This window comes from Mangrovicoccus ximenensis, from assembly GCF_003056725.1.
GTDB classification, from domain to species: domain Bacteria; phylum Pseudomonadota; class Alphaproteobacteria; order Rhodobacterales; family Rhodobacteraceae; genus Mangrovicoccus; species Mangrovicoccus ximenensis.
Genome location: NZ_QBKZ01000002.1, coordinates 17815 through 36686 on the forward strand (window position 1 = coordinate 17815; position 18872 = coordinate 36686).

The 18872-nt window shown below is 68.5% G+C and carries 16 protein-coding genes and 6 pseudogenes; 10 read left to right on the top strand and 12 right to left on the bottom strand.

Annotated elements, in window-relative coordinates:
- Positions 1-373 precede the first annotated feature (373 nt).
- Both C7T91_RS38365 and C7T91_RS06385 read right to left on the bottom strand, forming a co-directional pair.
- Positions 374-1081, bottom strand: a pseudogene (locus C7T91_RS38365) (site-2 protease family protein); the annotation flags it as partial.
- Positions 1082-1257: 176 nt separating this feature from the next.
- Entirely contained in the window at positions 1258-2478 is a 1221-nt protein-coding gene (locus tag C7T91_RS06385; protein WP_108258550.1) for an efflux RND transporter periplasmic adaptor subunit, read from the bottom strand.
- A 38-nt stretch (positions 2479-2516) separates the two neighbouring features.
- Here C7T91_RS06385 and C7T91_RS06390 point away from each other — a divergent pair, with 38 nt between their 5' ends.
- Complete coding sequence (locus C7T91_RS06390; RefSeq protein WP_108258551.1) at positions 2517-3422, top strand: TRAP transporter large permease; 906 nt, start codon at positions 2517-2519, stop codon at positions 3420-3422.
- A gap of 612 nt (positions 3423-4034) precedes the next feature.
- On the opposite strand, the gene urtA is transcribed toward C7T91_RS06390, so the two are convergent.
- The 4 genes and pseudogenes from urtA to C7T91_RS39125 form a co-directional block, all read right to left on the bottom strand.
- Positions 4035-5312 carry an urea ABC transporter substrate-binding protein gene (gene urtA / locus C7T91_RS06395; protein WP_108258552.1) on the bottom strand — a complete coding sequence of 426 codons (1278 nt, stop codon included), beginning with the start codon at positions 5310-5312 and terminating at the stop codon, positions 4035-4037.
- A 384-nt stretch (positions 5313-5696) separates the two neighbouring features.
- Complete coding sequence (locus C7T91_RS37750) at positions 5697-5927, bottom strand: adenosylcobinamide-GDP ribazoletransferase (RefSeq protein WP_108258553.1); 231 nt, start codon at positions 5925-5927, stop codon at positions 5697-5699.
- A gap of 101 nt (positions 5928-6028) precedes the next feature.
- Positions 6029-6388: pseudogene (locus C7T91_RS40335) on the bottom strand (hypothetical protein); the annotation flags it as partial.
- A gap of 1053 nt (positions 6389-7441) precedes the next feature.
- Positions 7442-8358: pseudogene (locus C7T91_RS39125) on the bottom strand (hypothetical protein); the annotation flags it as partial.
- A gap of 286 nt (positions 8359-8644) precedes the next feature.
- On the opposite strand from C7T91_RS39125, the gene C7T91_RS06430 reads away from it, so the two are divergent.
- A complete protein-coding gene (locus C7T91_RS06430) occupies positions 8645-8827 on the top strand; it encodes a hypothetical protein (RefSeq protein ID WP_108258557.1) in 183 nt (60 codons plus the stop codon).
- Here C7T91_RS06430 and C7T91_RS06435 read toward each other — a convergent pair.
- A complete protein-coding gene (locus C7T91_RS06435) occupies positions 8815-9585 on the bottom strand; it encodes an alpha/beta fold hydrolase (RefSeq protein ID WP_108258558.1) in 771 nt (256 codons plus the stop codon). The two genes, C7T91_RS06430 and C7T91_RS06435, sit on opposite strands and share 13 nt — an antisense overlap.
- A 124-nt stretch (positions 9586-9709) precedes the next feature.
- Here C7T91_RS06435 and C7T91_RS32270 point away from each other — a divergent pair, with 124 nt between their 5' ends.
- The 5 genes and pseudogenes from C7T91_RS32270 to C7T91_RS06455 all read left to right on the top strand — a co-directional run bounded on the left by C7T91_RS32270 (position 9710) and on the right by C7T91_RS06455 (position 12486).
- Positions 9710-9871, top strand: coding sequence for a hypothetical protein (locus C7T91_RS32270; protein WP_161555770.1), 162 nt, complete (start codon positions 9710-9712; stop codon positions 9869-9871).
- Between the two features lie 13 nt (positions 9872-9884).
- A pseudogene (locus C7T91_RS06440) lies at positions 9885-10682 on the top strand (ABC transporter permease); the annotation flags it as partial.
- 134 nt (positions 10683-10816) lie between these two features.
- Positions 10817-10991: pseudogene (locus tag C7T91_RS39130) on the top strand (IS5/IS1182 family transposase); the annotation flags it as partial.
- Between the two features lie 641 nt (positions 10992-11632).
- Positions 11633-11917, top strand: coding sequence for a hypothetical protein (locus tag C7T91_RS06450; RefSeq protein ID WP_108258561.1), 285 nt, complete (start codon positions 11633-11635; stop codon positions 11915-11917).
- Positions 11902-12486, top strand: a complete 585-nt coding sequence (locus C7T91_RS06455) for a DUF3833 domain-containing protein (protein WP_108258562.1) — start codon at positions 11902-11904, stop codon at positions 12484-12486. The genes C7T91_RS06450 and C7T91_RS06455 overlap by 16 nt, the downstream gene beginning before the upstream one ends.
- A 175-nt stretch (positions 12487-12661) precedes the next feature.
- Here the strand turns inward: C7T91_RS06455 and C7T91_RS06460 are convergent.
- The 3 genes and pseudogenes from C7T91_RS06460 to C7T91_RS06470 all read right to left on the bottom strand — a co-directional run.
- Positions 12662-13508, bottom strand: a pseudogene (locus C7T91_RS06460) (1-deoxy-D-xylulose-5-phosphate synthase N-terminal domain-containing protein); the annotation flags it as partial.
- Positions 13509-13520: 12 nt separating this feature from the next.
- The gene (locus C7T91_RS06465) at positions 13521-14393 is read right to left on the bottom strand and encodes a phosphoribulokinase (protein ID WP_108258563.1); all 873 of its coding nucleotides are present in this window, start codon (positions 14391-14393) and stop codon (positions 13521-13523) included.
- A 15-nt stretch (positions 14394-14408) separates the two neighbouring features.
- The gene (locus C7T91_RS06470; RefSeq protein WP_108258564.1) at positions 14409-15410 is read right to left on the bottom strand and encodes a class 1 fructose-bisphosphatase; all 1002 of its coding nucleotides are present in this window, start codon (positions 15408-15410) and stop codon (positions 14409-14411) included.
- Positions 15411-15512: 102 nt separating this feature from the next.
- On the opposite strand from C7T91_RS06470, the gene cbbR reads away from it, so the two are divergent.
- The 3 genes from cbbR to C7T91_RS32275 are packed head-to-tail and all read left to right on the top strand — an operon-like array spanning position 15513 to position 17604.
- Positions 15513-16475 carry a LysR family regulator CbbR gene (cbbR, locus tag C7T91_RS06475; RefSeq protein WP_108258565.1) on the top strand — a complete coding sequence of 321 codons (963 nt, stop codon included), beginning with the start codon at positions 15513-15515 and terminating at the stop codon, positions 16473-16475.
- Complete coding sequence (locus C7T91_RS06480) at positions 16472-17479, top strand: LysR family transcriptional regulator (RefSeq protein ID WP_108258566.1); 1008 nt, start codon at positions 16472-16474, stop codon at positions 17477-17479. The genes cbbR and C7T91_RS06480 overlap by 4 nt, the downstream gene beginning before the upstream one ends.
- A complete protein-coding gene (locus C7T91_RS32275; protein WP_161555771.1) occupies positions 17467-17604 on the top strand; it encodes a hypothetical protein in 138 nt (45 codons plus the stop codon). Before C7T91_RS06480 ends, C7T91_RS32275 begins: the two co-directional genes overlap by 13 nt.
- A 64-nt stretch (positions 17605-17668) precedes the next feature.
- On the opposite strand, the gene C7T91_RS06485 is transcribed toward C7T91_RS32275, so the two are convergent.
- Together C7T91_RS06485 and fdxA are read right to left on the bottom strand one after the other, a co-directional pair.
- Entirely contained in the window at positions 17669-18178 is a 510-nt protein-coding gene (locus tag C7T91_RS06485) for a CarD family transcriptional regulator (RefSeq protein WP_108258842.1), read from the bottom strand.
- 346 nt (positions 18179-18524) lie between these two features.
- The gene (fdxA, locus tag C7T91_RS06490; protein WP_108258567.1) at positions 18525-18863 is read right to left on the bottom strand and encodes a ferredoxin FdxA; all 339 of its coding nucleotides are present in this window, start codon (positions 18861-18863) and stop codon (positions 18525-18527) included.
- Positions 18864-18872: the final 9 nt, after the last annotated feature.

Below are 18872 nucleotides of genomic sequence, written 5' to 3' on the forward strand. Positions count from 1 at the left end.
GCGCGGGCGAGGTGAAGAGCCACCAGATGCCCTTCAGCACCGGCAGCACCAGCATCAGGAACAGCGCCCAGACCGCCAGCATCACCCCGATGAAGAAGAACCGCGTCGCCACCAGCCCGACGATCGCCACCATGATGAAGAAGCGGTAGACCCAGGCAGCGATGGCATAGGTGACGAACCAGAAAGGTTCATGCCGTCCGGTCACCGGCGACTCCGCCCAGTCCATGCCGAAGCCGTGCCGCTGGATCAGGTAGCCGAGATAGCGGTTCGAGCGCTGGCCAAGATTGGGGATCTCGAGGATGTCGCAGAGCGCGTAGTAGCCGTCGAAGCGCAGGAGCGGATTGCCGTTGAACAGCAGCGTCGACACCCCGCCGATCAGCATGACGTTGAAGGCCAGCGCCCGCAGGATGCCCTCCTCGGCATGGGCCCAGACGATCATCGCGATGGCGGCAAGCAGGATCTCGACGAGGATGCCGGCCGAGCAGACCGCCGCCCGGCGCCATTTCTGCGGGAAGCCGATGCTGTCGGAGGCATCGACATAGGGCACCGGCATGAAGACCAGGAACATGATCCCGATCTCGTGCACCTCGCCGCCCCAGCGCTTGATGAAATAGGCATGGCCCAGCTCGTGGCAGGCCTTCACGAAGGGATAGGCCAGCAACAGCAGCAGGATGTTGTCCCGCGCCAGCGTCCGGTCGAGCACGTTCTCGGTCAGCGGCCCCCAGTTCAGCGCCGCGGTGACCACGCCCCAGCCGACCACGCAGAGGAAGAGCAGGACCCCGAACCAGCTCAGCAACGGCCGCACCAGCGGGAAAGTCGCGCGCAGGAAGTCCTCGGGGTCGAAGACCGGCAGGCGCAGCGCCAGCGGGTTCAGCACCGAGCGGATCAGCGTCTGCCGCGCCTGGCGGCGGCCGCGCTCGGAGATCTCGATGATGTCGGCAGGAACATCGCCCGACAGCACATCCGCCGAATAGAGCTGTCCGACGAGGCGCACCAGCTCGTCCTGGGTGACCGCGTCGATCTCGAAGGCCGCGACCGCGTGCTCCCAGATCTCCTCAAGCGTGCGGCTGCCATCCATCATGCAGACCAGCCGGTAGGTCTCGGGGGTGAAGCGGTGGAACCGCCCAGACAGCCGGTCCTGCAGCACGAACCACAGCTTGCCGCGGTAGAGATGGCGGTGGATGCGGACATGCGCGCGCAGCCGCGGGCGGAACCCCGCGACGCGGTACCAGGACGAGGCGCGCCAGCTGCGGGTCTTCAAGGCTGCCACCTCCAGAGCGCGAGCCGCGCCCAGTCGGCAAGGTCATGGAACAGCACCCAGCCGAGCCGCCGTTCGCCGATCTCGGTGCGCGACACGCCCTCCATGCCGGGACGCGCCCGCTCGAAGCCCTCGGCCAGCGCGGCCTCGACGACGAAGAAGTTGCGCCCCTCGCCCTGCCGCGCCAGCGGGGTGATGCGTTCGACCTGGTAGCCATGCGGCTCGTCGGGGAAGGCCGAGAGGCGCAGGCTGCCCTGCTGTCCCGGGGCGATCTGGGCGATGTCGCGCTCGTCGATCTCGAGCATGACGCGGAACCCGTCCAGGGGGGCGATGCGGAACAGGGTCTGGCCGCGCTCCACCGCGCCGCCGACCGACTGGCTCAGGTCGCCCTCGACCACGTAGCCGTCGAAAGGCGCGCGGATCCGGGTGCGGGCCAGCTGTTCCCCGACCAGGCCCAGCTGCGCATCGGTCTGCTCCAGCTGGGCGCGGATGATCGAGGCTTCGGCAACCTCGCGCGCGGCGATGGCGCGGTCGAGCTCGCGGGTCTTCTGCTGGCGCGCGGTGGCGAGGCGCAGCTTTTCCAGCGCCAGATCCTTCTCGTCGAGCACGGCGAGGATCTGCCCTTCCGTCACCTGGTCGCCCGCCCGCGCCGCCTGCGCGGCGAGATAGCCGTTGAACGGCGCGATCACGCTGCGCTGCACCTTGCCTTCCAGCCGCACCGGGGCGGTCACGTCATATTCCGCCGGAAGGAGATAGAGCGCCGCCGCCGCCGCCGCGACGCCGAGCGTGGCGAGCTTGGCGCCGAAATGGCGCGGGCCGACGAGGGCGGCCAGTCCGCGGCGCAGGCTGGCAAAAATCTTGGCGGGCAGCCAGCGGCTGTCCTTGCGGCGGTCCTCGATGATCGGCCCGGCAATCGCGGCGACCGCGTCGCAGACCTCGACGTCCCGTGCGGTGAAGGGCATGTCGCGGCGGCGCTCGAAGGTCAGCGCGCCGGTGATCTCGCTGCCCGCGATCATCGGGATGGTCAGCACCGATCCCACCCCATGCGAGGCGGCCAGTTCCCCGGCGGCGCGGGAGACGCGGAATTCCCAGTCCTCGGGCGCGGGCCAGAGGATCACCGCCTCCTGGTCGGCGGCCTCGTCCATGGCGAGCCCGACCTCGCGCACCAGGCTGGCGCGCTTGCCGAAGCCCGCCGCCGAGGACACCGCGCGGATCCGCATCCGCCCCGGCGGTCTTCACCCGGCTGGCGCTGCCCGAGATGGAGGCGCGCGGCTATGACCGGCGCCTGGCCGCCGGCGTCGTGGCGGTGGGCGGCACGCTGGCCGCGCTGATCCCGCCCTCGGCGATCCTGGTGATCTACGGCATCATCGTCGAGCAGTCGGTGGCGAAGCTGCTGATGGCCGGGTTGGTGCCGGGGGTGATCTCGATCATCGTCTATCTCGTGGTGATCACCGTGGTGGTGAAGATGAAGCCCGGGCTGGCGCCTCTGGAGCCGTCGACCACCTTCGGCGAGAAGCTGCGGGCGCTGCCGCAGGTCAGCGGCGTCTTCGCGGTGGTCGGCGTGATCCTCGGCGGCATCTATCTCGGCTGGATGACGCCCACCGAATCCGCAGGCGTGGCCACCGCGATCATCCTCTGCATGGCGTTGTGGAAGCGCATCGGCCTCGGCGATTTCCGCGACGGGCTCCTGGACACGGTGCGCACCACGGTGATGATCTTCATGGTGATCTGGGGCGTGATGATCTTCGTGCGCTTCCTCGCCTTCACCGGCCTGCCGGGCGAGGTCACCGAATGGGTCACCGGGCTCGACATGCCCCGCTGGGCGATCATGGCCGGGATCATCGTGATGTACCTGCTGCTGGGGATGATCCTCGACGGGCTCGGCATGATGATGCTGACCCTGCCGGTGGTGTTCCCCGCTGTCACGGCGCTCGGCTACGACCCGATCTGGTTCGGCATCCTGCTGGTCAAGCTGATCGAGGTCGGGGTTGTGACGCCGCCGGTGGGGCTCAATTGCTACGTGGTCAGCGGCATCCGTCCCGACATCCCGCTGCAATCGGTGTTCCGCGGCGTGACGCCCTTCCTCGTCGGCGAGATCGTCATCATCGGGATCATCCTGGCCTTCCCCGAGCTGATCCTGTTCCTGCCCGAGCTGATGGGCTGAGAGGGGCGAAGGGCCGGCGGACATGCCGGCCCTTCGCGCATCAGCGGACCGGCGAGATCGCCAGCGGGCGCAGGATCTCGTGGCGCGCCGCCCCGGCGGCGGTGGCGAACGGGTCTTCGCCCGGCTCATGCGGCGGCGGGCCGGGTCGGGGTGACGCAGCGTCATCGTGCCGATCGCGGTGCGGATGTCGCGGCGCAGGCTGTTGTTCACCCGGATCCGCTCGGACCCGCGCGACGGAATTTCGCCATAGTCTTCGCCGGTCAGGATATCGGCGGCGAAGTCGTCCCGCCCCTCGGAGCGGACCGCGACCACGCGCCCGTTCGAGTCGAGCACTTCGAGATCGCCTTCGAGCAGCACTTCGAGCACCCGGAGCGCCCGGTCGTCGCCGGTCGCGGCGATCTGCGCCACCACTGCGGCGCGGTCGTCATAGCTGCCCTCCGGCAGCGCCGGGACCAGCTCTTCGAGGGTCTGCGCGAGGCCGAGCGAGGCCCAGAGGCAGAGCGCGATGGACGGCAACAGGCGGGTCAGCAGGCGCATGGGGCGGGCCTCCGGCGGAACAGGGAAGGGCGGCCCCCCGCCCGGGGGGAGCCGCCGCGTGAGGTCAGGACGCGGTCACTCGGCGCCGCAGGTCTCGGTCTCGGTGTTGTAGTTGCCGCAGTTCAGCTCCACCCAGTCGGATTTGAGCGGTGCGGATTCCGGCAGGAAGTCCGACCAGGCGTCGCCCGGCACCAGCTCCTCGGTTTCCCAGACGACGTCGAACTGGCCGTCATCCTGGATCTCGCCGACGAAGACCGGCTTGGTGATGTGGTGGTTCGGCAGCATGGTCGAGATGCCGCCCGTCAGGTTCGGCGCCTCGGTGCCCGGCAGCGCCGCGATCACCGCGTCGGCATCGGTGGTGCCTGCGGCCTCGACGGCCTTCACCCACATGTTGAAGCCGACGTAATGGGCTTCCATCGGGTCGTTGGTGACGCGGTCCTCGTTGCCGGTGAATTCCCACCAGGCCTCGATGAACTCGTCGTTCTCCGGAGTGTCGATCGACATGAAGTAGTTCCAGGCCGCCAGGTGGCCGACCAGCGGGCCGGTGTCGAGGCCCGAGAGCTCTTCCTCGCCGACCGAGAAGGCGACGACGGGAATGTCCTCTGCCGAGACGCCCTGGTTGCCCAGTTCCTTGTAGAACGGCACGTTGGCGTCGCCGTTGATCGTCGAGACCACGGCGGTCTTCTTGCCGGCCGAGCCGAATTCCTTGATGTCGGACACGATCGTCTGCCAGTCGGAATGGCCGAACGGCGTGTAGTTGATCATGATGTCCTCTTCGGCCACGCCCTTGTCCTTCAGGTAGGCCTCGAGAATCTTGTTGGTGGTGCGCGGATAGACGTAGTCGGTGCCTGCCAGCACCCAGCGCTCCACGCCCTCGTTCTCCATCAGGTAGTCGACCGCCGGGATCGCCTGCTGGTTCGGGGCGGCGCCGGTGTAGAACACGTTGCGCTGCGATTCCTCGCCTTCGTACTGCACCGGGTAGAACAGGATCGAGTTCAGCTCCTCGAAGACCGGCAGGACGGATTTCCGCGACACCGAGGTCCAGCAGCCGAACACCACGTCGACGCCGTTGCCCTCGATCAGCTCGCGCGCCTTCTCGGCGAAGAGCGGCCAGTCGGAGGCCGGGTCGACGACGACCGCCTCGAGCTGCTTGCCCATGACGCCGCCCTTCTTGTTCTGCTCGTCGATGAGCATCAGCATGGCGTCTTTCAGCGTGGTCTCGGAAATGGCCATCGTTCCCGAGAGGGAGTGCAGGATGCCGACCTTGATCGTGTCTTCCTGCGCCATCGCGGTGGAGCCCATCAGCATGGCGGCCGTGCCGAAGCCGAGCAGCGTCTTGGTGAATTTGGTCATCTAACGGTTTCCCCTGAAATTGGGACGGCTCGGCCGGCAGTTTCCGCACTGTCGGTTGTCGCGCCGTTGTCCCCCCGCCGTCCCTGTCTGCGGAAGCAGGTCCCTGCGGACCGCCCCCCTGTTGGCGGCGCCCGCTCGGGGCGCCTGCGCAGGAGGCTTCGCAACATGGGCCATGCAACGGAACTGCGAAGCGCGGGGGCAGGTGCCGGACCGTGCGAAATAAGTCGCGACTGCCTGCGCTTTTTGCGATTGTGTACAATCAGTAAGCAGATCGTGAAAAATTGTGCAGTCCGGCGGGGTGGGCGGCCTTCGCGCCGCCCGGAGCAGGGTTGCCCGGCAACTGCGCCAGGCCCCCCATATATTGCATGGACATATCGGCGGACATCAGCCGCCCGGGGCGAGCAGCGTGAGCGCCCCCAGCATCAGGCAGATTTCGCTGCAGATCTGCACCGCGCCCAGCACGTCGCCGGTCTGCCCGCCGATCCGCGCCCGCGCGTACCGTCCGAGGCCGGCGGCAAGCATCCCGGCGGCGAGGGCGGCCAGCCGTGGCATCGGACCCGGCGAGCTGTGGATACCTGCGTCTTTCCCGTGCCGGGCCCGCCCCCTCTCGGGCATTGCTACGCGATACCCTGCCGGGCAGCGGATCAGGACGGCATTGCGGGCGCCGTCGAGGATCGAGCCAGCGTGTCGCCATCGGTCCGAGACCGCTGGCGAGGGCAGCGGTGGAGCTGTCGCACGAGCGCCTCGCCGATTTCGCTGGCTTCGAAGCGGAACCCGGCCATGTCCTTGCAGGCCGGAAAGCGCGCGGCCTTCATGTGGCAGGCGATGGAGCGGACCTCGCGTTCCGCGCGCCCTGCCTTGAGCAGCTGCGACAGGATCGGGGTTCAATCGTCGGGGAAACGATCCCCCGGATCGTTTCCTGATCCTCCTCATGCCTCGAAGGCTGGCGCGCCCTGGCTCATCAGATCGTCCACCGGTCACGCCGCAGGCGTGCCTTGGGCACGACGCCATGCCGTACATCTTCAGGCTGCGCGAGCCATGACGGCGATCGCGCCGCTGGCCGGACCATGACGCATTGCGGCTCTCCTGCTCCCTGCCGCGCAGGCCGTCATGGCGCCCGACATCCGCCTTGGGCTCCTTCGACAGCGCCAGCGCCTCCGGAGGCGTGACCTCGGGCAGGCTGGGCGCGGCACCGGTCAGCCGGTGCAGGAGGTCCAGGACATGGGTCTTGGCAGGGACGCCGGCCTCCAGGGCCATTTCCACCGCGCGGAGCACGGCAGCCCCGTCGGGCTGCAGCACCGGGGCCAGGATATCGGCCATCTCCCGGTCGCCGCCCGGCCGCTTCGGCAGCTGATGCTGGAGGGTCCGGACGGCGTCGGGCAATTCCGCGAGGGGAGCGTTCGCCATGGGTCTCGAACCGGTGGCGACCACATGGCTCACTCCGGAGCGCGCCAGGCTTCCTCCGGATGACGGCGAGGCAGTGCCGCCAGCCGTAGATGGTCCGGTTCGGCAGATGGTGGGAGCGCTGGATCAGCCGCCCATGCTCGCAGAGGATCTGCCCCTCGGCGGCGTCACGCCACAGGCGTGCCTCCGGCACGACGACAAGGCGGCCGGGGTGGATCCGGAGGCTGACGGGGCGGTTGGCGAAGGGTGCGCAGGGACCGTGGCGCCTGTGGCGCCGCGAAAGCCCGCAGCACGGAACGCTGCAGCGGTTGCGCTCGAAGGTGATCAGGCCCCCTCTCGGCGATTGCCCGCAATCGCCTGCCGGGCTACGGGTGGGCGACACCCGCTTGCTCTGCTCGACGAAGCCGTCGAAGGCCGTCGGCAGCGGCATCAGCGCTGTCCTCTCCGCGGCCCAGGCATCCGCGATGCTGCCCGGCAGCGTGCCATGCCGGGTCTCTCCCCGGAGCTCGATGCAGCGCTGTTCCAGCCAGCCGTTCATCGCCGCCAGGTCGGGGAGTTGCCCATTGTGGCGCCATTGGTCCGAGCCCAATGGGCGGCGGCACCAGCTGGAGGATCCGGTGGCGGGCGTCCTGCACGTTCTTCTCGACCTGTCCGCTCGCCGTCACCAGCGGCGCTCGGACCGGTGGCGCAGCCGCTGGCAACTGCTTGAACCAATGGCGCATAATGCCCCGCTCCCAGCCAGCCTCCGGATTGCAGAATTCCGGCTCGAAGACGTAGTGGCTTGCCATGCTCGGGAAGCGGGCGTTGACCTGCCGCGCCTTGCCCTTGCCCACCCGGTCCACCGCCGTCTTCGCGTCCGTCGCCGGCGGGATCGGACCGATGGCGCCTCGTCGGCAACTCCTCGGACCAATGGCGGATCAACGAACGCTGTCGCAAATCCCCCGTCGCGGGACGCCTCCGAAGGTGAGGGGCAATCCGCCACCGGTCCGAGGATGCCCCGAACGAAGCCATGCCAGTGGGCGTCGAACAGAATCTCGTGGGTCTGCAGCAGATGGACCCGGACGAGGAGTTGCCATCGCCGCGCCACCGGTCCGAGCGGTGATGGCAACGCGGCTGTGCGCCAGCTTGATATGCGCCACCTGAAGCTTCGTGTGCTCGCCGCCGATCGTCGCCCAATTTCTTGAGTCATGGCCTCGCTCCAGTCGAACTGGAAGGCCTCGCCGGGCTCGAAGGCGAGCGGCACGAAGGTGCCGCGTCCGGCGCTCTGGCTCTCGCGCTGCCGCGCCTCCTTCCAGCGCCGCGCGAAGGCGGCCACCCGGTTATGGGAGCCCTCGTAGCCCAGGCTGGCGAGTTCGGCGTGCAGCTGCTTCGGCGTTCGCCGCTGCTTCCGCGGCTTGCCCGCCTCGGTCTTCAGCCAGGCCGCCAGCTTTTCCGCGTAGGGGTCCAGCTTGCTCGGCCGCTCGGGAACTTGGAACGGCGGATCCACGGTCCCGGCCCTGGGATACTTGCGGATCGCTCGGCGCGGCCTCGGACCGGTGGCGGCGCGCGCCTCGCTCCGGGATAGCCCGGTACGCCGGGATATCTCCCGGATCGAGAGCTGGTCCCTCAATGCCCAGCGTCGGATCACGCTCAGAAATGCCATGTCGATCACTCCGTTGACCCCCGATGATCAAGTCGGGGGCGAGTTCAAACATGGGTCAGTTCTCAGTGGAAATTTCCGGGCTGCCCGGGTCAGTTCTCAACGGAAATCAACAGGCGGCGGCCGGAACCGCCTGCCGGAGGTCATCAGCGGGGTTGAGTTCCGCGACGGCCTCCGCCACCTTCAAGCTGCGGCCTGATCAAGCGTCGCCAACTTTCGCGCATTTCTCACCCATCATACCCCGGGAGCAAACACCTGGGACTGCAGGCGCCTGACCGGAGGACCTGCCATGCTGCGCCTTGCTTCGTTGCTCTGCGGATTGATCGTCCCGACGCTTGCCGGGACCGGCGCGGTGATCGCGCTGGCCGCCGGGACCAAGGGCGCGGCGGCGATCCTCTCGGCCGCCGCAGCCGGTACGCTGGCCGCGCTGCCGCTGTCCCGGGTCGCGGCGAAGGCGCTCTACGGCTCCTGACCGGCATCGAGGAAGACCCGCGCGGCGGCCTCGAATTCGCGCGGCTTCTCGGCATGCAGCCAATGGCCCGCGCCGGGGATCTTGACGAAGCGCGCCTTGGGGAATTTCGCCTTGATCTCGGGGCGGTACTCCTGCGTGACATAGTCCGAGGCGCCGCCCGAGAGGAACAGGGCCGGGCCGCCGAAGCTCGCCTCGATCTGCGGGAAGCCGATGACCTTGTCCATCTCGGCGGCCAGCACGTCGAGATTGAGCTTCCAGCGCTTCTCCTTCACGTCGAGGCTCTGCAGCAGGAAGGCGCGGATCTGGAGTTCCGGCACGCTGGCGCGCAGCTGCTGGTCGGCATCGCTGCGGGTCTCGACCGCCGAGAGGTCGACGCTGCGCATCGCCTCGACATATTGCATCTGGCTGTGGCGGTAGCCCACCGGCGCGATGTCGGCGACGATCAGCCGGTGGACCAGCTCGGGCCGGGTCAATGCCAGAACCATCGCCGCCTTGCCGCCCATCGAATGGCCCAGAACGTCGGCGCGGCCGCCGATCGTGCCGATGGCCTCGGCGATGTCGTCGGCCATGCCGGGATAGGAATGGCGGTCCGTCCAGGGGCTGTCGCCGTGGTTGCGCTGGTCGACGGCATAGACCGGACGGGTGTCCGACAGCCGCTTGGCGATGACGCCCCAGTTGCGGGCCGATCCGAAGAGCCCGTGCACGATCAGGAGCGGCGTTCCGGTCTCGACGGTGCCGTGGCGGATGATGTTGAGCATGGCCTGTTCCCTTGCCTCTGCCCCGCGGTATTGCGGCCCTCCGGCAACAGGTCAAGGCCTGCCGGGCGATGCGCGGCGACAGGGCCGCGCGTTGGTGCCACTCTGGGGGCGAGGAGGTCCGGCCATGCAGGAGAACAGGATCGGCGAAATTTCGGGCGCGCTGGCGGCGCAGCTCCATGCCAAGCTGGGCCTGGCGGATGCGGGACTGCGCCAGCAGCTGCGCGGGATCGGCCGCCGGGTGCCGCGGCGGGTGCCGACGGCGCCATCGAGGGCGAGGACCGGCTGAGCGAGGCGGCGGAATGAGGCTCGCCCAGGCGGGGCGGATCGCCCGGCGGGAACTGCGCGGCGGCCTCGGCGCCTTCCGCATCTTCCTCACCTGCCTGACGCTCGGCGTCATGGCCATCGCCGCGGTCGGCACGGTGCGCCTGTCGATCGAGGACGGGCTGTCGCGCGAGGGCGCGGTGATCCTCGGCGGCGATGCCGAGATGGAATTCACCTACCGCTTCGCCTCCGAGGACCAGAAGGCCTGGATGCGCTCGGTCTCGGACCGGATGTCCGAGATCGTCGATTTCCGCTCGATGGCGGTCAACGCGGCGGGCGAGCGCGGGCTGACCCAGGTCAAGGGCGTCGACGGCCTCTATCCGCTTCTGGGCAATGTCGCGCTGGTGCCCGAGATGCCGCTGGCCGAGGCGCTGGCCGGCGACGGAACCCGTCCCGGCATCGTCATGCAGAAGGTGCTGATCGACCGGCTGGGGCTCGTTCCCGGCGACACGGTGCGGCTGGGCGCCAAGGATTTCGTGCTGATGGCCGAGCTGGCCCGCGAGCCCGATGCCGGCACCTCGGGCTTCTCGCTCGGGCCGCGCAGCATCGTCGCCACCCCGGCGCTCGACGGCTCGGGGCTGCTCTCCGAAGGATCGCTCTTCGACACGGATTACCGGCTCGACCTGCCGGAAACCGCCGATCTCGACGCGGTGAAGGCCGAGGCCGAGGCGCGCTACCGCGACGAGGGCATGCGCTGGCGCGACGCGCGGAACGGCGCGCCCGGCATCCAGCGCTTCGTCGACCGGATCGGCGCGTTTCTCGTCCTCGTCGGGCTCCGCAAAACTGTCCGGGAAACGGGGACCACCTCAATCCTCAAGATGACAGGGCTGAACTGGGCGGTCTCCGGCTTTTCCGCGCTCAGCCGGCGCCGAAGCGATCCGGGACCATGGCGCCAGCGGCGCGGCGAATACCTGATGAATGGCTGGCCAGGACGAACGGCCCCCGCCGTCGGCACCGCAAAGCCCATCTGGCTATGGACACGGCCACCGACGACATGAAGGCGGTGGAAGTCACCTGCAGCCGCGAGGGCGACAGCCCCGTGCTGCCTGAACTTCTGGCCCAGCTCCCCGAGGACGAGGAGATCGGCATCGCAACGGGCGAGTTGCCAGCGGGTGCGCCGTCGCCCATCGGGCTCGGACCGATTGCGCCGCGATGGGCAACTCCGGGCACCGCTGGCGACGCCTTCGGCACAAGGCGGTGCCACTCGGCGATCCTGGCGCTTGGCGGCACAGGAGCCTTTCCAATCCGCAGGAACGCAGCCTCCGGAAGGCGGACTGCCTTTCCGCCCTGGCCCGCAGCGACATCCCGCGACCACTTCTTTCCCTCGGACCGGTAGCGGTCCTGACCTCGCTGTCCGCATCGTTTCAGTGCCACCGGCGGGCTATCCGCCGTGGACAGGAGTTCAATCTTGGGATCGGACATGAGGACGCGCACAAGCTCGGTGCCATTCCCGAATGCCGCCCCCGTGACGCGTCTCTCGACGGATGAACGCGATCGGGCGGCCATCAACTGCGGAACGCCGCTGGATCAAGCTGCGCGGTTCCGGAAGGCGCGGGGCAGGGTGCGCGGGCGGCCCGGTGGGGTTGCCGCCGCTGCCGGAAGCCGGGATTTCCGGAGAGCGTGGCGCCCGGCCTTGCCGTGTCGCGCGGTCCGTCCATCGGAGAGGCACCTACTCGTGGTCCGAGCTGGTGCGTCCGGGGCTGGCGTTGTGGTGCCGAGGCCGGTTTTGCATGGCAGGTGGCCGGGTGCCGCAGGGCTGCGCGGGATCGCGCCCTCCGCCGGGCAGGGCTTCGGGCTCTGGGCGGTGGCGGGCAAGGCCTCGATGGCGCTCGCGGCGCTGGTGCTGCTGCCGCTTCTCGACCGCGCCGGACTGGAGGAGGGGCGTCCCGGCGCCTCGCTCCTCTTGGCGCTGCTCTACGGCCTCCTGCCGCTCGGACTGAAGCTCGCGGCGATGGCGCTGCTGGCCGCCACTCCCCTCGAAGACCGGAGAACCGCATGTCCCTCGTCCTGAGTTTCCTGGTCGGCCTCGTGGCCGCGCTCGTCCTCGTCCTGCTGGCCTCGCGCATTGCCTCGTTCCGCGCGCAGCGCCCCGAGGACTATGCCGGCGACGGCCCGGCCTTCGACCTCGTGCGCCATATTTCCGGGCCGATCGACTGCGAAGGCGTGATCTACGGTCCCTTCGGCCGGGTCGCCGCACGATTTGTTGCGCAGATGCAGGCGGATTGGGACGGGAACCGGGGAACGATGACCGAGGCCTTCCGTTATCATACCGGCAGCACGCAGGACCGTGTCTGGACCCTGACCGCCCGCGAGGACGGCACGGTCCTGGCGGAGGCGCCGGATCTGGTGGGCACCGGCCACGGACGGCAATGCGGTCCGGCCCTGTGCCTCAACTACCGGCTGCGGCTGCCGGAGGGGTCGGGCGGGCATGTGCTCGATGTGACCGACTGGATGTACGTGATGGAGAACGGGGCGATCGTGAACCGCAGCCAGTTCCGCAAGTTCGGGATCAAGGTGGCGGAGCTGGTGGCGGTGATGCGCCCAGCGGCAGCACGGGAGGCCCTGGACAAGACCGCCTGAGAGGCGGCGGGAGCTGGGTGATGACGGAACTGAAGGATCGCCGCTACTGGGTGGTCGGGGCCTCCGAGGGGCTGGGCCTGGCGCTGGCCGAAGCGCTGGCCGCCGAAGGCGCGGAGCTGGTGCTGAGCGCGCGTTCGGCGGGGCGGCTGGAACAGGTCGCGGCAGGCATGCCGGGTCCAGCCCATCGCCTCGCGGGCGGCGGCGATCTCTTCCGCGCCCAGCGGCGCGCCATGGACCTTGTGGCTCCCGGCCTTGGTGGGCGCGCCCTTGCCGATCACCGTCCTGCAGGCGATCAGCGAGGGACGGGGGTCTTGGCGCGCGGCCTCGATGGCGGCGGCGATGGCGGCGGTGTCATGGCCGTCCACGCTCTGCACATGCCATTGCGCGGCAGCGAAGCGGGCGCGCTGGTCGGTGGAGGTGGAGATGTCTGTCGAGCCGTCGATGGTGATGCCGTTGTCGTCCCAGAAAACGACCAGCCGCCCCAGCCGCAGATGCCCGGCCATGTCGATCGCCTCGTGGGAGATGCCCTCCATCAGGCAGCCGTCCCCGGCCAGCACATAGGTCCAGTGATCCACCAGATCGTCGCCGAAGCGCGCGTTCTGCATCCTTTCGGCCAGCGCCATGCCGACCGCGGTCGAAATCCCCTGGCCCAGCGGCCCGGTGGTGGTCTCGATCCCCTTGGCGTGGCCGTATTCCGGGTGCCCGGCGGTGCGGCTGCCCATCTGGCGGAAGGCGCGCAGCTGATCCGCCCCCATGTCGTCATAGCCCAAGAGGTGGTTGATCGCGTAGACCAGCATCGAGCCATGGCCCGCGCTCATCACGAAGCGGTCGCGGTCGGGCCATTTGTCGTCGGCGGGGTCCACCGACAGGAAGCGGTTGAAGAGCACGGTCGCCACATCGGCAAGGCCCATCGGCGCGCCGGGATGGCCCGATTGCGCGGCCTCGACGGCGTCCATGGCGAGCACGCGGATGGCATTGGCCATGACGGTCTCGGAGACGGTGATCCTTGTCTGTTCGTTCATCGGGCGTCCTCCTCAGGCGCGGCGGCTCTCGCGGACCAGCCGGTCGATCATCGGGGTGAAGATCAGCTGCATCGCCAGGTCCATCTTGCCGCCGGGGATCACGATGGAATTGGCGCGGGTCATCCAGCTGTTGTGGATCATCGAGGTCAGGTAGGGGAAATCGATGCCGCGGGGGTTCTTGAAGCGGATCACCAACAAGCTTTCGTCGGCGGTGGGGATCCAGCGGGCGATGAACGGGTTCGAGGTGTCGACCACCGGCACGCGCTGGAAGTTGACGTCGGTCTCGGTGAATTGCGGGCAGATGCAGTGCACATAGGCATGCATGCGGCGCAGGATCACGTCGGTGACCGCCTCGGTGGTGTAGCCGCGGCTGGCGCGGTCGCGGTGGATCTTCTGGATCCATTCGAGATTCATCACCGGCACGACGCCGATCTTCAGGTCGGCAAGAGCCGAGAGGTTGACCTCGTCGCTGTGGACGGCCCCGTGCAGCCCCTCGTAGAACAGCAGGTCGGACCCTTCCTCCAGGTCGCGCCAGTCGGTGAAATTGCCGGGCTCCACGCCGAAGCGTTCCGCCTCCTTGTCGTCATGGACATAGTGGCGGGTGCGCCCGGTGCCGGTCTCGCCGTAGCTGCGGAAGGTTTCCTCCAGCGCCTTCAGCTCGTTGGCCTCGTAGGAGAAATGGCTGAAGGTCTGGTCGCCGGCGTCGAGCCGCGCGGCAAGCTCGGCCTTCATGTCGGCGCGGTTCAGCCGGTGGAAGGCGTCGCCCTCGATGGAGACGGCCTTGATCCCCTCGCGGCGGAAGATCTGGTCGAAGGTGCTTTTCACCGTCGTGGTGCCAGCCCCCGAGGAGCCGGTCACCGAGATGATCGGGTGTTTCTTGGACATGTCTTTGCTCTCAGCTCAGGCGCGGAACAGGCCGCGGGTGCCGAAGAGGGCGGAGACCTCTTCCTCCGGCAGATCGTGATAGACGCAGACCCGCTCCACCGCGCGGGCGGAACCGAAGACGAAGGGCGATCTTGCATGCAGGCTCAGCGGCACCTGGTCGAGCATCCGCTCGGTGCCGTTCGTGGCCTTGCCGCCGGCGGCTTCGACCAGGAGCGCGATCGGGTGGCATTCATAGGCCATGCGCAGCCGCCCCTGGCCGTAGCCGTCGCGGGCGTCGCCCGGATAGAGGAAGATGCCGCCGCGGGTCAGGATGCGGTGGGTCTCGGCCACCAGCGAGGCGATCCAGCGCATGTTCCAGTTCTGCCCGCAGGGTCCGTCGCGCCCCGAGAGGCAGTCATCGACGAAGCTGCGCACCGGGCGGCTCCAATGCCGGTAATTCGAGGTGTTGATCGCGAATTCGCGGGACTCGGGCGGAATTTCGAGGCGCCCGGCCAGCACGAACTGCCCGGTGGCGCGGTCGAGCACGAATTGCAGCACGCCCTGGCCGAAAGTGGCCACCAGCTGGGTCGAGGGACCGTAGATGAAGTAGCCGCCCGCGATCATCGCCTGGCCGTCGCGCAGCACGCTGGCCGCCGGGGCCGTCGCCGCGCGGGAAATGCCGAAGATCGTGCCGATCGAGACATTCGCGTCGATGTTCGACGAGCCGTCGAGCGGGTCGATGGCCAGTGACAGCGTGCCGCCGGGATCCACTTCCAGCACGTCATCGCGCTCTTCCGAGGCGTAGTGGCGCACTCCGGTCCCGGCCACGGCCGCCAGGAAGGCCTCGTCGGCGATCACGTCCAGCGCCTTCTGCGCGTCGCCATCGGCATTCTCGCCGACTTCCGCGCCGAGCGCCCCTGCCGCCGGGCCTGCCGCGATGCGGACGGACAGATCCGCCGCCACCCGGCAAAGCGCCGCCATCAGCGGGCGGAGCGCGTCGGGAATGCGCCCCGTGCCGGCCTCAAGACTGGTCTGCATCGTCAAGGCCTCCCTTCCTCAACTTGCTTCGTTGACGTTGATATTCGCCATTTCCCGCCCTATGGAAATTTAATCATTCTGATGGAGGAGTCAGAAAATTTGATGCGGCGCCTGGACCAGATCACCTTGAAGCAGCTTCGCGCCCTCGATGCGGTGGCGCGCGAGGGGGCAATCAACCGTGCGGCAGAGGCGCTGGGCCTGACCCCGCCGGCCGTGCACAACCAGTTGAAACAGCTTGAGGATCTGATGCGCTGCACGCTCTTCGACCGGTCCCGCGCCGAGGGGTTCGAGCTGACCGGCGAGGGCCGCGCGCTGCTTCTGGCGCATCGCGAGGGCCGCTCCGCGCTGGAGCGGTCAATACATCACATAGATGCACTCGCGGCCGGGCTTGCGGGGTCGGTCGTGCTCGGCGTGGTCTCCACCGCGAAATATTTCGCGCCCTCGATCGTCGCCCGGCTGAAGAAGGACCTGCCCGATGTGCGGGTGCGGCTCGATGTCGGTAACCGCGCCGAAACGCTGGCCTCGCTTTCCGAGCGGCGCTTCGATCTGTGCATCATGGGCCGCCCGCCGCGGATGCCGCCCGTCATCGCCGAGCCGATCGGCGCGCATCCCCACCTGATCGTCGCCGCTCCCGACCACCCGCTGGCCCGCGCCACCCGCATCCGGCCCGCGGAACTGCTGGACCAGACCTTCATCCTGCGCGAACCTGGGTCGGGCACGCGGATCCTCGCTGCGCGCTACCTGGACGAGACCGGCGAGGGGCGCGAGGCGGAGGTGCTGGAGATGAATTCCAACGAGACGATCAAGCAGGCGGTGATTTCCGGCCTCGGCATCGCCATGCTCTCGGGCCACACGGTCTTCGAGGAGCTGCGCACGGGGCGGCTGGTGGCGCTGCGCTGTCCGGGCCTGCCGCTGACCCGCCAATGGTACCTGGTCGAACGGCGCGAGCAGACGCTCAGCCGCGCGGCCGAGAAGGTGCGCGACTGGATGCTCGGCCACCGCGACAGCCTGCTGCCGCGCATGGAACTGCTGCCCAACAATCCCGGCGCGAGGGACCGGCCGTGATCGACAAGCTGGAAATGTTCCTGGCGCTGGTGCGCGAACGCCATTTCGGCCATGCCGCCGAAAGCGTGGGCGTCACCCAGCCCAGCCTCTCGGCGGGGATCAAGCAGCTCGAAAGCCAGCTCGGCGTGCAGCTCGTCAAGCGCGGCGCGCGCTATCACGGGCTGACCCCCGAGGGCGAGCGGGTGCTGGTCTGGGCGCGCCGCATGGTCGGCGATGCCCGCACGCTGAAGGCCGAGATGCAGACCCTGCGCAAGGGCCTGTCCGGGACGCTCCGGATCGCCTCGATCCCGACCGCGCTGCCGGCGGCGGCGACGCTGGCGGCGCGATTCGGCGCGGCCCATCCCGAGGTGACCTTCACCGTGCTTTCGGAAAGCTCCGAGGACATCCTCGCCATGCTCGACAATCTCGAAACCGATCTGGGCGTCACCTATCTCGATGGCGCCATGCAGGGCCGCCGCAGCGTCGCGCTCTACGAGGAGGATTATTGCCTCGTCTGCCCCGAGGGCGCCGAGCTGGCCGGGCGCGCCGAGATCGGCTGGGACGAGGTCGCGGGCGAGCGGCTCTGCCTGCTGACCCCGAACATGCAGAACCGCCACATCATCAACCGCAATTTCGCGGCGGCCGGAGCGATGGCCGCGGGGGTGGTGGAATCGAACTCCACCGTGGTGCTGATGGCGCAGGTGGTCGAGCGCGGGCTCTGCACCATCCTGCCGCGGCAGCTCGCCGAGTTCAGCGCCGCGGGAAAGCCGGTGCGGATCATCCCGATGTCCGCTCCGCTCCAGCGCCACCCGGTCGGCGTGGTGGCGCCCGACCGCGATCCGCTGCCGCCGCTGGTCGAGGCCTTCCTGCGCCGCGCTGCCGCGCAATCGCGCCCCTGCCCGAGGCCGCGCCCGCATCGGAGCTGCCGGTGCGCATCTTGGGCTATCGCTGGGACCGGCCGCATGCCCTCAGCGATGCCGGGAGCTGCGGTTTCCGGCCGCTCGGCCAGGGCGTGCTCCGGCTGAGCTGCGAGGCGACCTTCGGCAATTCCGGCGGGCCGGTGCTGCAGGAGACGGCAGAGGGCTGGCGGATCGTCGCCATCGTCTCTGCCATCGATGCCGAAGGCACGCTGGCCGCGCCGCTGCCCTGAGCGCAAGGCAAAGGGGCCGCCCCTTCCGGCACGGCCCCTTTGATGAAATCTTATGTCAGGAAGATCAGGCGGCGCGGCCGACCAGAACCTCGCCGACGGTTTTCTGGGCCGAGCCCTCGTCAGTGCCGGAGACGGCAGCGACTTCGCGGGTCAGGCGCTCCAGGGCGGCTTCGTAGAGCTGGCGCTCGGAATAGGACTGCTCGCGCTGGTCGTCGGCGCGGTGCAGGTCGCGGACAACTTCGGCAATCGAGATCAGGTCGCCGGAATTGATCTTCTGCTCGTATTCCTGGGCGCGGCGGGACCACATGGCCCGCTTGACCTTGGCCTTCCCGCGCAGCGTGTCCATCGCCTTGGTCACGACATCGGGGCTGGAGAGCGAACGCATGCCGACCTCGGCCGCCTTGGCCGTCGGGACACGCAGGGTCATCTTGTCCTTTTCAAAAGAGATCACGAACAGTTCCAGCGTGATGCCGGCAATGTCCTGTTCCTCGATCGATACGATCTGCCCCACTCCATGGGCCGGGTAGACGACGTAGTCGTTCGGGCGGAATTCAGACATCTTCGCTTTGCTCATCGCGGTATATTCCTCGGCTTTCCCCAGCATTCCCGGCCCCCTGTTCCCCTTCCGGCACAAAAACATTCGCCGCAACCGGGACGCACAGGGCAAAAAAACGACCGCACAATTGTGCCGGCCGCTGAGACGGGACTCGTTTGTGCCGCACTGTATAGCAAAAAATGGGCAGGAAAAAAAGTCCCGGCGCAGGCATACCGGCCATGTCACCCCAAAATGGGGACGGCCGGAGACGATGCGCCGGTTTTCAAGGCATTTCCGCCGGCATCGCGGACGCTCCGCGATGCCAGTCCAGTCTTAGAGCGCTTTTTCCGGGCAAACCAGAGCGAATCTCCCGGATCGGCGAATCTCAGCTGCCCGCGCCCGGAGCCTCGGAGAAGTACTTCTCCATCTTGCCCTCTTCGCCGTCATGCGTGGCGGCGTCGGGCATCGGATCCTTCTTCTCGACGATGACCGGCCAGAGTTCGCTGTACTTGCGGTTGAACTCGACCCATTTCTCCATGCCCGGCTCGGTGTCGGGACGGATCGCATCGGCGGGGCATTCCGGCTCGCAGACGCCGCAGTCGATGCATTCGTCGGGATGGATGACGAGCGTGTTCTCGCCCTCGTAGAAACAATCCACGGGGCAGACTTCGACGCAGTCGGTGTACTTGCAAGCGATACAGTTTTCGGTGACGACGTAGGTCATGGACTCTCT

Bases quoted from the DNA above. Each gene is read 5' to 3' on its own strand.
- C7T91_RS06385 (WP_108258550.1), bottom strand. From the start codon at position 2,478: ATGCGGATCCGCGCGGTGTCCTCGGCGGCGGGCTTCGGCAAGCGCGCC.
- C7T91_RS06390 (WP_108258551.1), top strand. From the start codon at position 2,517: ATGGAGGCGCGCGGCTATGACCGGCGCCTGGCCGCCGGCGTCGTGGCG.
- urtA (WP_108258552.1), bottom strand. From the start codon at position 5,312: ATGACCAAATTCACCAAGACGCTGCTCGGCTTCGGCACGGCCGCCATG.
- C7T91_RS37750 (WP_108258553.1), bottom strand. From the start codon at position 5,927: ATGCCCGAGAGGGGGCGGGCCCGGCACGGGAAAGACGCAGGTATCCAC.
- C7T91_RS06430 (WP_108258557.1), top strand. From the start codon at position 8,645: ATGCTGCGCCTTGCTTCGTTGCTCTGCGGATTGATCGTCCCGACGCTT.
- C7T91_RS06435 (WP_108258558.1), bottom strand. From the start codon at position 9,585: ATGCTCAACATCATCCGCCACGGCACCGTCGAGACCGGAACGCCGCTC.
- C7T91_RS32270 (WP_161555770.1), top strand. From the start codon at position 9,710: ATGCAGGAGAACAGGATCGGCGAAATTTCGGGCGCGCTGGCGGCGCAG.
- C7T91_RS06455 (WP_108258562.1), top strand. From the start codon at position 11,902: ATGTCCCTCGTCCTGAGTTTCCTGGTCGGCCTCGTGGCCGCGCTCGTC.
- C7T91_RS06465 (WP_108258563.1), bottom strand. From the start codon at position 14,393: ATGTCCAAGAAACACCCGATCATCTCGGTGACCGGCTCCTCGGGGGCT.
- C7T91_RS06470 (WP_108258564.1), bottom strand. From the start codon at position 15,410: ATGCAGACCAGTCTTGAGGCCGGCACGGGGCGCATTCCCGACGCGCTC.
- cbbR (WP_108258565.1), top strand. From the start codon at position 15,513: ATGCGGCGCCTGGACCAGATCACCTTGAAGCAGCTTCGCGCCCTCGAT.
- C7T91_RS06485 (WP_108258842.1), bottom strand. From the start codon at position 18,178: ATGAGCAAAGCGAAGATGTCTGAATTCCGCCCGAACGACTACGTCGTC.
- fdxA (WP_108258567.1), bottom strand. From the start codon at position 18,863: ATGACCTACGTCGTCACCGAAAACTGTATCGCTTGCAAGTACACCGAC.